Origin of the sequence: Metabacillus schmidteae, from assembly GCF_903166545.1 — a bacterium.
Classification (GTDB): Bacteria; Bacillota; Bacilli; order Bacillales; family Bacillaceae; genus Metabacillus; species Metabacillus schmidteae.
Genome location: NZ_CAESCH010000001.1, coordinates 343907 through 355000 on the forward strand (window position 1 = coordinate 343907; position 11094 = coordinate 355000).

Consider the following 11094-nt stretch of genomic DNA (forward strand, 5'->3'; position numbering starts at 1 on the left):
CATCTAAAATACATAAAAAAGTATTCGTATCATGAAAACTAAGCTATAATAGAAAATTATTAATTGTTAAATGATAGAATAGTAAAATATATAGGAATTGTTTTACTAATTAATTGAATTTTGATAGGATTTTTTTAGAACTTAGGATAAAATATAGCGTAGATGAATTTTTCTTAATCTAAAACAAATCCTAGTTACTAGGACATTACATAAGGGGGACAACCACAATGAGTAATACAACAGGTACTGACCGCGTAAAGCGTGGAATGGCAGAAATGCAAAAAGGCGGCGTCATCATGGACGTTGTAAATGCAGAGCAAGCTAAAATTGCTGAGGAAGCAGGCGCAGTTGCTGTAATGGCACTTGAACGAGTTCCTGCTGACATTCGTGCTGCCGGTGGTGTAGCAAGAATGGCTGATCCAACAATTGTAGAGGAAGTAATGAATGCTGTATCGATTCCAGTTATGGCAAAAGCACGTATCGGACATATTGTAGAAGCACGTGTATTAGAGGCAATGGGTGTAGACTATATTGACGAAAGTGAAGTTTTAACTCCTGCAGATGAAGAGTATCACTTATTAAAAAGTGACTTCACAGTACCATTCGTTTGCGGTTGCCGTGATCTAGGTGAAGCAACTCGCCGTATTGCAGAAGGTGCATCTATGCTTCGTACAAAAGGTGAGCCGGGAACAGGAAACATTGTTGAAGCTGTTCGTCATATGCGTAAAGTGAATGCACAAATTCGCAAAGTAGCTGCAATGAGCGAAGATGAGTTAATGACAGAAGCGAAAAATTTAGGTGCTCCTTTTGAGCTTCTTCTTCAAATTAAAAAAGAAGGTAAATTACCGGTTGTTAACTTTGCTGCCGGTGGTGTAGCAACTCCTGCCGATGCTGCGTTAATGATGCAACTAGGTGCTGATGGAGTATTTGTTGGATCTGGTATCTTCAAATCAGAAAATCCAGCTAAATTTGCACGCTCAATTGTAGAAGCAACAACTCATTATCAAGACTATGAACTAATTGCGAAACTTTCTAAAGGACTTGGATCTGCAATGCAGGGAATTGAAATTTCAAGTCTTTTACCAGAGCACAGAATGCAAGAGCGTGGTTGGTAACAAAGGAGTTTTTAACATGCTGAAAATTGGTGTATTAGGGTTACAAGGTGCTGTAAGAGAGCATGTTCGTTCAATAGAGGCATGTGAAGCTGAGGGAGTTGTTGTTAAAACAGTTGATCAGCTTGCAGACCTTGATGGCTTAATCATTCCTGGTGGCGAGAGCACAACGATGCGTCGCCTTATCGATAAATATAATTTTATGGAGCCATTAAAAGAGTTTGCTGCATCTGGAAAGCCTATGTTTGGTACATGTGCAGGATTAATTCTGTTGGCTAAGAATCTTGTGGGATATGATCAATCTCACTTAGGGTTATTAGATGTAACGGTAGAGCGTAATTCATTTGGCCGTCAAAAGGATAGTTTTGAGGCTGAATTAATGATTACCGGTGTTGGAGAGGACTTTGTAGGAGTCTTTATCCGCGCTCCTCATATTGTTGAGGTTGGTGAAGATGTGGAGATTCTATCGAAGCATAATGGCCGAATTGTTGCAGCTCGTCAAGGACAATTCCTTGGATGCTCATTCCATCCGGAATTAACAGATGATCATCGGATGACTCAATTATTTGTAAATATGGTAAAAGAGTCTAAATAAGTGTATAAAAAACTTGCGACTACTATAAACTTATAGTAAATTAATTTATACTAAATAAATTAAGCAAACGTGATGATAGGAACTAGTAGCATGATGTTCTATCTATAGAGAGCCGATGGCTGGTGAAAATCGGTGATAGATGCCTGCGAATCCATCCTTGAATGAATGGCTGAACTAACAATTGTTTAAGTAGGCTATTCCGGCTATGACCGTTATTCATTAAGTGAAGAATACAGTGTGTATTCTTAACTAGGGTGGCAACGCGGGTAACTCTCGTCCCTTTTTGGGGACGGGAGTTTTTTTGTTGCTTAGAATCTTCCTCGTCACGGGCAAATTATGAAAAGGAGAGCAGTCATTATGTTAGATATTAAATTTCTACGTACAAATCTTGAAGAAGTAAAAGAAAAGTTATCTAAACGCGGTGAGGATTTAACTGATTTTGGAAAGTTTGAAGAACTTGATAAAAAAAGAAGAGAGCTCATTACTTCTACTGAAGAGTTAAAAAGCAAAAGAAATGATGTTTCTGCCCAAGTTGCTCAGCTAAAAAGAGAGAAGCAGGATGCGGATCATTTAATCAAGGAAATGAAAGAAGTAGGAGAAAAAATTAAAGGGTTTGATGAGCAATTACGTGAGGTAGAGGCTGAGCTGGATCACCTTTTATTATCTATTCCTAATATTCCTCATGATAGTGTTCCGGTTGGCGAAACAGAAGATGATAATGTTGAAATTAGAACATGGGGCGAACAACCTAACTTTGGATATGAACCAAAGCCACACTGGGATATTGCAGATGGTCTACAAATTCTGGATTTTGAACGAGCAGCAAAAGTAACAGGAAGCCGTTTCGTTTTTTATCGTGGCTTAGGTGCCCGTTTGGAGAGAGCACTCTTTAACTTTATGTTGGATCTTCATGTTGATGAGCATGATTATACAGAAATCATCCCACCTTTTATCGTGAATCGTGATAGTATGACAGGGACAGGTCAGTTGCCTAAGTTTGAGGAAGATGCTTTTAAAATTGCAGGAGAAGATTATTTCTTAATACCGACTGCAGAAGTACCTGTTACAAATATGCACCGTGAGGAAATCCTTAATGTTGAACAACTTCCTATTGGCTATGTAGGGTTTAGTGCGAATTTCCGTTCTGAAGCCGGATCTGCCGGAAGAGATACAAGAGGATTAATCCGTCAGCATCAATTTAATAAAGTAGAGCTTGTTCGCTTTGTTAAACCGGAGGATTCTTATGAAGAGCTTGAAAAGCTGACAGGGCATGCTGAAAAGGTCCTTCAGCTATTAGGACTGCCATATCGTGTGATGAGCATGTGTACAGCAGATTTAGGCTTTACAGCTGCTAAAAAGTATGACCTTGAGGTTTGGATGCCGAGCTATGGAACATACCGTGAAATTTCTTCTTGCAGTAATTTTGAGGGATTTCAAGCACGCCGGGCAAATATTCGATTTAGAAGAGATCCTAAAGCGAAGGTAGAACACGTTCACACATTAAATGGTTCAGGTTTAGCCATTGGTCGAACAGTTGCGGCTATATTGGAAAATTACCAACAGGAAGATGGGACAGTTATTATTCCTGAAGTACTTAGACCTTATATGGGAAATAAAGAAAGAATTAGTATAGCAGACTAAAAACATGAATAGGGAGTCTAAATGGCTCCCTTATTTAGGAATAATCCCATTCAAAAAAGGATAAATTAATATTGTGAAAAAAGTTTCGATAAATTGTTGACAGGCATATAGAATCTATGATAAATTATATCTTGTCAATACGGAGGAATACCCAAGTCCGGCTGAAGGGATCGGTCTTGAAAACCGACAGGGGTGTCAAAGCCCGCAGGGGTTCGAATCCCCTTTCCTCCTCCATAATTTTAAAATATATTCTCATATTCAGCGCATAAAATATGGGAGATTGATGTAAATCGTTACAATTCAGTAACGATTTTTTTTGTATCTAAATTTAAGTTATTTTTACATATAAAAAGAGGATGACATAAAGGAAGAAAAACCTTTATGTCATCCTTTTATTTTTTTAGAAATTTTGTCTGTTCGATAAAATAGCCGATTCTCTCGATAATAGGTTCAATAGATTGTTCATTTTCCATAATATCATAATCATTAATATTTATACGTAAAACAGGACAGGCATTAAAATTATTAATCCAGTTTTCATATCTTTGATGCATTTCTGTCCAATATTCAACAGGTGTTTGCTGTTCCATCGGACGCCCTCGCAATTTAATGCGGGATAAAATATCATCCAAGCTTCCTTCTAAATAAATGAGAAGATCTGGATGTGGGAAATACGGAGTCATTACCATTGCCTCAAAAAGATTTTTATATGTTTCGTAGTCAACCTCAGACATTGTCCCTTTTTCATAATGCATTCTAGCAAAGATTCCTGTATCTTCATAAATGGAACGATCCTGGATAAATCCTCCGCCATATTCAAAAATTTTCTTTTGCTCTTTGAAACGTTCTGCAAGGAAATAGATTTGTAAATGAAAGCTCCATCTTTCAAAATCAGCGTAAAATTGATCAAGATACGGATTTGAATCTACCTTTTCGAAAGAAGTTTTGAAATTCAACTCCTTTGCTAAAGCTTTCGTCATGGTAGATTTTCCAACTCCTACAGTACCAGCTATCGTAATGACGGCATTGTGAGGAATTTTATATTTTTCTCGTAAATTCATCTGTCGTTGCTCCTTTTTGCAAGTACTGTTCTAGTGTATTTAATATATATGTTAAGTCTTGTTTATTTTGGACGAAGTCTAATGTATCACCATTAAAGCGGATAACGGGAATCGAAGGATTTTCCTTTTCCCATTGTGACATGGCTATTTCATAGTCCTCAGAAAGTTGCTGAAGATAATGGGGATCTATTTTGTGCTCTATTTCACGGCCTCTTTTTTCAATTCTTGCTAATAGTGTATCAAGACCAGCATTCAAATAAATAATTAGATTTGGTTTAGGCATACCTTCAGTTAAAATATCATAAATTTTTAAATACTTATCATATTGTTCATGCTTTAGTGTACGCTTAGCAAAGATAAGATTCTTAAAGATATGATAATCAGCTACAACTGGTTTAGTTGCTTGTAAAAACTTTTTATTAATATCTTCTAATTGTTTATATCGATTGCAAAGAAAAAACATTTCTGTTTGAAAGCTCCACTCTTCAATATCTGTATAGAACTTTCCAAGAAAGGGATTTTCCTCAACAATTTCTTTTAGTAAATGGAATTGATAGTTATCGGCAATTGCTTTCGCTAATGATGTTTTACCAACACCGATCGGTCCCTCTACAGTAATAAAGGGTATATTCATTATGGGTCCTCCTTTGGAACGAAACACCTGATCTTAAAAATCGACAAAATTCATTTTACCATGCAACTCTCTTTTTGAGTAATGTATTTATAGGATTGTTTACATTTTCTAGTTTTGTATTTGAATAACTTAAAAAGGCACTCATACTGTAATGAGTGCCTCTTACTGCTTTATTATTTTTTTTCTATCTGGAAATTATCAGCTAGTAATAACCAGTTTTGAGGAAATGAAAGTCCGAGTTTCCAATAGCTTATTCCACGTAAATTCAGTTCTTTAATAAGGTCAAATTTTGCTTGAATGGATCTTGCGTCTTCAAACCAGACCTTATGTTCTTTTCCGCTTGCATCTGTGTAATTAAAATGAGGTGCCTGTGCCTCTTGATCATAACGGATTGGTACGTTATTTGTACTAGCAAGTTGAATTGCCTGCTGAGGACTAACTGCCTTCGCAAATTGCCCTCCAGGAACAAAAGGTAATGTCCAATCATAGCCATATAAATTTTGTCCCATCATAATTTTACGACTTGGCATTTCAGTAATGGCGTATTCCAGAACTTCTCTCACCGGACCTATAGGTGAAACAGCCATTGGCGGGCCGCCGCTATATCCCCATTCATATGTCATGATTACAACAAAATCCACTATCTGCCCATGTGCTTTATAGTCATGTGCTTCATACCAACGACCTTTTTGTGTAGCACTTGTTTTAGGTGCCAGTGCTGTAGAGAGAAGCCAACCTTCCTGGTTGAAACGGGCTTTTGCCTTTCGTAAAAATTGGTTATAGGCTTCACGATCTTGCGGTCTTAAAAACTCCATATCAAAATGGATATCACGGAAGCCATATTTCTTAGCAGTTGTAACAATGTTATTTAAAAGCTTATTTTGTATTTCTGTATTGGTTAAAATAATTCTCCCTAGTTCATCACTAAATTGATCATTTTCTAAATTCGTAATTGCCATCATTAACGTAACATTATTATCCCGCGCGATTTGAGGGAAATTGTTTAGAAGTGGCTCTTTAAGAGTTCCATCGCGCTGAATTTGGAAACTAAATGGTCCTAAATAGGTTAAGTATGGTGCTGCATCCCTTGCTGCCTGCTCAAGGTTAGCTGAAACACTTGTGCCTCTTGGTTCAATATAAGCATTTGACTCAACTGATCTTTTTTCTCCTTCAGGAATATAGAGCTTCACACCTATTGAAAGAGGTTGATTCAAGGGAATATTATTAATTCTAGCTAATTCTGATGCGGAAATCCCATATCTTTGAGCAATCGAGTATAAACTATCTCCAGGCTGTACCCAATAAAACCTTCCCTTAATAGGAATTACAATCGCTTGGCCGATGACTAGATTGTTTGGGTTTTGAATTTCATTTGTACGAATAATTTCCTCAGCAGTCGTATTATAAGCCTGTGCAATACCAAACAAGCTTTGTCCTTGTTGGACAATATGTATTTGCATGTTTGTCCTCCTCAAAATACATTTTTGTACATCATATGATGAGAAGGCCTGATGCATGTTATTTAATTTTCTCTATGGGTAATAGTTGCCTTTAATGTGTTTTCCATCATGCTTAAAGCAAAGTCATTATCTTTTTTGCTGTTAGATGCAATACAGTTAGCAGGGATGGTAATATCGTATTCTCTCATATACGCGTCATTTGCTGTAAACAGTACGCAAATATTACCGGCTACTCCTGTAATCACGAGTTCTTTTACGTTAAGACTATATAATAATGTATTCAAAGCTGTTCCGTAAAAAGCGGAGTGTTTGGGTTTTATTAAAAAAAAGTCATCATCGTTTGGATATAAACGGTGAATAATCTTTTCACTTAAAGAGTTGCTACATTTTCGGGCGATTTTTTCAAAGTTAGCCTGCCATAAGTTATAATGATCATTAACATAGATAATAGGGCAATTATCTGTTTTCATTTTATTTTTCAGTGAGAGAATATTGTGGGAGATTGTTTCAGCTTGTTCTGCTAAGATAGGGCCGTGGCCAAAATTGAAGTCATTAATCATGTCTATAATAAGAAGTGCTTGTTTATTATTTTTCATATCAGCTTATTCTCCTTTTTAAACAGTTTAGGCATTGATAAGTAGGAACCTAAAACTTTAACTTATCAAAAGTGATTTCTACTTAACATGAGATTAATATGTAACAATTGTATCATTTCTATAGGGAGGATCTATTAATTTGAATGATCAATATTATATGAATTTAGCTTTAGAGGAAGCGGAAAAGGCGGGTGAGATAGGGGAGGTCCCAATCGGGGCTGTTATTGTATTAGATAATACTGTTGTTTCCACAGCTCATAATCTAAGAGAAAAGGAACAGCGATCTATTGCCCATGCGGAAATATTAGCTATAGATAAAGCTTGTAAAGAGATAGGATCCTGGAGATTAGAACATGCCACATTATATGTCACCTTAGAGCCATGTCCAATGTGTGCAGGAGCCATTGTTCTTTCAAGGATTGGACGGGTTGTATATGGAGCTTCTGATCCTAAAGGTGGTTGTGCAGGTACACTGATGAATCTTTTACAAGAAGAGAGGTTTAACCATCAGGTTGAGGTGACAAAGGGTATTGAGGAGCATGCATGTAGTGAATTGTTAAGTTCATTTTTTAAGGACTTAAGGAGGCGAAATAAACAAAAAAAGCAATCCTGACAAAAACTTACATCGTCTAGAAGTTGCAATTTATATGATTAGCATATATACTTATACATGCGTCGACAAAAACGATGCAACTTAATATGGTATCAATTTTGCCGTGCTAAGCGGGGAGGTAGCGGTGCCCTGTACTCGCAATCCGCTCTAGCGAGGCCGAATCCCTTCTAGAGGTTAGCTTACTGTAGGGCTGCCTTAAGTAAGTGGTGTTGACGCTTGGGTCCTGCGCAATGGGAATCCATGAACCATGTCAGGTCCGGAAGGAAGCAGCATTAAGTGGAAACTCTCATGTGCCGCAGGGTTGCCTGAGCCGAGCTAACTGCTTAAGTAACGCCTATGGTGGCTAATCGACGGAAGGTGCACGGCAGTTTATATTTTAAATAAAACTCACTCATTTTGAGTGAGTTTTTTATTTTGCACGTTAAGAAAATATAAATTTTGTACATAGTTTTAGTGTCTAGCTCCAGGCGCCATCGGCTTTAGGGTCTAGTCAAATAGAAATTGAAGGTAAAGAGCACCTTCTATTCCTATTCGCCTTATGCTTGTCGCCGATAGGCGGGCGCCTTGCGCTTTTCTTAGTATCATAATTTATAAGGCGCTTGCGCTTTTCTAAGAAACAACTTTGTAAAAGTGACGATGGTTGTTATAATAAAGAAGATGAAATAGAAGGGAGACGTTTTTGTGGGTTATCAAGCATTATACCGTGTTTTTCGACCACAGCTATTTCATGATGTGGTTGGGCAAGAACATATTACAAAAACCTTACAAAATGCCCTATTACAAAACAAGTTTTCACATGCCTATCTTTTTTCAGGACCACGTGGGACAGGAAAAACGAGCGCAGCAAAGATCTTTGCAAAAGCAGTCAATTGTGAAAAAGCACCAGTTGCTGAGCCTTGTAATGAGTGTGCTGCTTGTAAAGGTATTACAAACGGTTCCATTTCAGATGTAATTGAAATTGATGCTGCATCAAATAATGGTGTAGATGAAATACGAGATATTAGGGATAAAGTGAAATATGCTCCATCTTCAGTTCAATATAAAGTATATATTGTTGATGAAGTTCATATGTTATCCATTGGAGCCTTTAATGCTTTATTAAAAACTCTCGAAGAACCACCAAAGCATGTTATTTTTATATTAGCTACAACTGAACCTCATAAAATTCCTTTAACAATTATCTCTCGCTGTCAACGATTTGATTTTCGAAGAATTACAGCTGCTTCTATTGTAGGGAGAATGAAAGAGATTATACATAATCAACAGGTAAATGTCGAAGAGGAAGCACTTGATGTTATTGCGAGAGCAGCTGATGGCGGTATGCGTGATGCATTAAGTTTACTTGATCAGGCAATTTCATATAGTGATGATCAAGTAACATTAAATGAAGCATTACTCATAACAGGATCGGTATCACAAGAGATGATTGGAAAGATTGCAGAAGCAATCCATCATAAAGATGTGACAGTTGCCCTGCAAGCATTGGATCAATTAATGTATCAGGGAAAAGACCCGAGTAGATTTATTGAAGACTTTATCTTTTATTATCGTGATATGCTCCTATATCAGACAGCACCTACACTGGAGGATGTTTTAGAGCGTGTGTCGGTAGATGATCAATTTATTCAGTTATCCAAGGAAATACCATCTTCTGAAATATATGAGATCATTGAACTGTTAAGTAAGAGCCAACAGGAAATGAAATGGACAAATCATCCCCGTATTTTCCTTGAGGTTGCCTTAGTGAAGCTCTGTCAACAAACAACTCCATCTCACAATAATCAGGAAGAGTATCAATCTTTACTAGAAAAAATAACTAGTTTACAATCAGAAGTAAACCGACTTAAACAGCAAGGGATTTCAGCACCTCAACAAGGAAATACAGGTTCAAAAGAACCGAAGCAAAGGTCTATGAAAAGCGGATATAAAACTCCGGAAGGCAGGATACAAGAAATCCTAAAAACTGCGACGAGAAAAGATTTAGACGTCATTAAAGGGAGATGGGCGGAGCTTTTAGAAATGCTTCGGCGTCAGAATAAAGTATCACATGCAGCACTTTTAAATGATAGTGAGCCGGTAGCAGCTTCAGAGAATGCCTTTGTTTTAAAATTTAAGTTTGAAATTCATTGTAAGATGGTAGCGGAAAATAATAATAATGTACGCACTAACTTAGAGGTAATCTTACAAGAAATTGTCGGTAAAAGCATGGAAATGGTTGGCGTCCCTGAGCAAGATTGGGGTAAAATAAGAAAAGAATTTTTAAGTGATCAAAAAGAAGAAGATCAACCTGAGCAAAGCGGTGAAGAAGATCCGCTTATTGCTGAAGCAAGAAAGTTAGTTGGAAATGAACTAATTGAAATAAAAGAATGATTTGGAGGAATGAAGATATGATGCGTGGAGGTATGGGAAATATGCAGAAAATGATGAAGCAAATGCAAAAAATGCAAAAGGATATGGCGAAAGCACAAGAGGAACTTGTTGAAAAAACTGTCGAAGGTACAGCTGGTGGCGGTATGGTAACAGTTGTAGTAAATGGACAAAAAGAAGTGCTTGAAGTAAATATCAAAGAAGAAGTAGTAGATCCAGATGATATTGAAATGCTTCAAGATTTAGTTTTAGCGGCAACTAATGATGCATTGAAGAAGATGGATGACCTAACAAATGAGACAATGGGTCAGTTCACAAAAGGAATGAACTTACCAGGAATGTTCTAGGAGGATTATCATGCATTATCCTGAACCAATATCAAAGCTAATTGATAGCTTTATGAAATTGCCAGGAATCGGTCCGAAAACGGCCGTTCGACTGGCTTTTTTTGTCCTAAACATGAAGGAAGATGTTGTGCTTGACTTCGCAAAAGCACTCGTTAACGCAAAAAGAAATCTTACCTATTGTTCTGTTTGCGGACATATAACTGATCAAGATCCTTGTTACATATGTGAAGATGCACGACGTGATAAAAGTGTTGTGTGTGTAGTACAAGACCCTAAAGATGTTATAGCAATGGAAAAAATGAAGGAATATAACGGTTTATATCATGTTCTGCACGGGTCTATATCACCTATGGAAGGGATTGGACCAGAAGATATAAAGATTCCTGAACTTTTAAAAAGATTGCAGGATGATGTTATACAAGAGGTTATTCTAGCGACAAACCCGAATATTGAAGGGGAAGCAACAGCTATGTATATCTCAAGGCTTTTAAAGCCATCTGGAATAAAACTAACGAGAATTGCTCATGGTTTACCCGTAGGTGGAGATTTAGAGTATGCCGATGAGGTTACTTTATCGAAAGCATTAGAAGGAAGAAGAGAGTTGTAGAGGAGGATGTTTCATGCTTTTTCGGCGAAAGGGCTGGTTAAGAAATCAATATGATCAACAA

12 protein-coding genes, 1 tRNA gene, 1 other RNA gene and 1 other annotated feature (1 of these 15 running past the window's edge) are annotated in these 11094 nt (G+C 37.2%); of the genes, 10 read left to right on the forward strand and 4 right to left on the reverse strand.

All coding sequences use genetic code 11. From position 1 onward, the window contains the following. Nucleotides 1–227 precede the first annotated feature (227 nt). The 4 genes from pdxS to HWV59_RS01565 all read left to right on the forward strand — a co-directional run bounded on the left by pdxS (nucleotide 228) and on the right by HWV59_RS01565 (nucleotide 3582). Entirely contained in the window at nucleotides 228–1115 is an 888-nt protein-coding gene (gene pdxS, locus HWV59_RS01550; RefSeq protein WP_175637941.1) for a pyridoxal 5'-phosphate synthase lyase subunit PdxS, read from the forward strand. Nucleotides 1116–1131: 16 nt separating this feature from the next. Continuing rightward, nucleotides 1132–1707: a pyridoxal 5'-phosphate synthase glutaminase subunit PdxT gene (gene pdxT, locus HWV59_RS01555; protein WP_175637942.1), complete on the forward strand. Its 576-nt coding sequence runs from the start codon at nucleotides 1132–1134 to the stop codon at nucleotides 1705–1707. A 63-nt stretch (nucleotides 1708–1770) separates the two neighbouring features. After that, nucleotides 1771–1991: a binding site (T-box leader), on the forward strand. A 73-nt stretch (nucleotides 1992–2064) separates the two neighbouring features. Further along, the gene (serS, locus tag HWV59_RS01560) at nucleotides 2065–3348 is read left to right on the forward strand and encodes a serine--tRNA ligase (RefSeq protein ID WP_175637943.1); all 1284 of its coding nucleotides are present in this window, start codon (nucleotides 2065–2067) and stop codon (nucleotides 3346–3348) included. 141 nt (nucleotides 3349–3489) lie between these two features. Next, nucleotides 3490–3582 (forward strand) — tRNA-Ser (locus HWV59_RS01565). Nucleotides 3583–3740: 158 nt separating this feature from the next. On the opposite strand, the gene HWV59_RS01570 is transcribed toward HWV59_RS01565, so the two are convergent. The 4 genes from HWV59_RS01570 to HWV59_RS01585 form a co-directional block, all read right to left on the reverse strand. Then, nucleotides 3741–4409, reverse strand: a complete 669-nt coding sequence (locus HWV59_RS01570) for a deoxynucleoside kinase (RefSeq protein ID WP_102233198.1) — start codon at nucleotides 4407–4409, stop codon at nucleotides 3741–3743. Then, on the reverse strand, nucleotides 4387–5046 hold the full coding sequence (locus HWV59_RS01575; RefSeq protein WP_175639958.1) for a deoxynucleoside kinase: 660 nt from the start codon (nucleotides 5044–5046) through the stop codon (nucleotides 4387–4389). The genes HWV59_RS01570 and HWV59_RS01575 overlap by 23 nt, the downstream gene beginning before the upstream one ends. Nucleotides 5047–5216: 170 nt before the next feature. Continuing rightward, complete coding sequence (locus HWV59_RS01580) at nucleotides 5217–6503, reverse strand: glycosyl hydrolase family 18 protein (RefSeq protein ID WP_175637944.1); 1287 nt, start codon at nucleotides 6501–6503, stop codon at nucleotides 5217–5219. 62 nt (nucleotides 6504–6565) lie between these two features. Beyond that, complete coding sequence (locus HWV59_RS01585; RefSeq protein ID WP_175637945.1) at nucleotides 6566–7099, reverse strand: isochorismatase family cysteine hydrolase; 534 nt, start codon at nucleotides 7097–7099, stop codon at nucleotides 6566–6568. A 139-nt stretch (nucleotides 7100–7238) separates the two neighbouring features. Between HWV59_RS01585 and tadA the strand changes: the two genes are divergently transcribed. From tadA to HWV59_RS01615, 6 genes are all read left to right on the forward strand, one after another. Then, entirely contained in the window at nucleotides 7239–7712 is a 474-nt protein-coding gene (tadA, locus tag HWV59_RS01590) for a tRNA adenosine(34) deaminase TadA (protein WP_268921740.1), read from the forward strand. A gap of 101 nt (nucleotides 7713–7813) precedes the next feature. Continuing rightward, nucleotides 7814–8077, forward strand: an RNA gene (gene ffs, locus HWV59_RS01595) — signal recognition particle sRNA large type. A gap of 316 nt (nucleotides 8078–8393) precedes the next feature. Then, entirely contained in the window at nucleotides 8394–10082 is a 1689-nt protein-coding gene (gene dnaX, locus HWV59_RS01600) for a DNA polymerase III subunit gamma/tau (protein WP_175637946.1), read from the forward strand. A gap of 20 nt (nucleotides 10083–10102) precedes the next feature. Next, on the forward strand, nucleotides 10103–10426 hold the full coding sequence (locus tag HWV59_RS01605) for a YbaB/EbfC family nucleoid-associated protein (RefSeq protein ID WP_102233208.1): 324 nt from the start codon (nucleotides 10103–10105) through the stop codon (nucleotides 10424–10426). Between the two features lie 10 nt (nucleotides 10427–10436). Continuing rightward, nucleotides 10437–11033 (forward strand): recombination protein RecR, encoded by a 597-nt coding sequence (gene recR, locus HWV59_RS01610; RefSeq protein ID WP_102233202.1) that lies wholly within the window; start codon nucleotides 10437–10439, stop codon nucleotides 11031–11033. 13 nt (nucleotides 11034–11046) lie between these two features. Then, on the forward strand, nucleotides 11047–11094 hold the beginning of the coding sequence (locus tag HWV59_RS01615) for a YaaL family protein (RefSeq protein WP_102233203.1). 174 nt of this gene lie beyond the right edge of the window; only the first 48 of its 222 coding nucleotides appear in the window; it begins with the start codon at nucleotides 11047–11049; its stop codon lies off the right edge, out of view.

What these genes read in the sequence shown, in the direction of transcription:
- HWV59_RS01585 (WP_175637945.1), bottom strand. Translation starts at nt 7,099, where the DNA reads ATGAAAAATAATAAACAAGCACTTCTTATTATAGACATGATTAATGAC.
- pdxS (WP_175637941.1), top strand. Translation starts at nt 228, where the DNA reads ATGAGTAATACAACAGGTACTGACCGCGTAAAGCGTGGAATGGCAGAA.
- serS (WP_175637943.1), top strand. Translation starts at nt 2,065, where the DNA reads ATGTTAGATATTAAATTTCTACGTACAAATCTTGAAGAAGTAAAAGAA.
- HWV59_RS01580 (WP_175637944.1), bottom strand. Translation starts at nt 6,503, where the DNA reads ATGCAAATACATATTGTCCAACAAGGACAAAGCTTGTTTGGTATTGCA.
- HWV59_RS01570 (WP_102233198.1), bottom strand. Translation starts at nt 4,409, where the DNA reads ATGAATTTACGAGAAAAATATAAAATTCCTCACAATGCCGTCATTACG.
- pdxT (WP_175637942.1), top strand. Translation starts at nt 1,132, where the DNA reads ATGCTGAAAATTGGTGTATTAGGGTTACAAGGTGCTGTAAGAGAGCAT.
- recR (WP_102233202.1), top strand. Translation starts at nt 10,437, where the DNA reads ATGCATTATCCTGAACCAATATCAAAGCTAATTGATAGCTTTATGAAA.
- HWV59_RS01605 (WP_102233208.1), top strand. Translation starts at nt 10,103, where the DNA reads ATGCGTGGAGGTATGGGAAATATGCAGAAAATGATGAAGCAAATGCAA.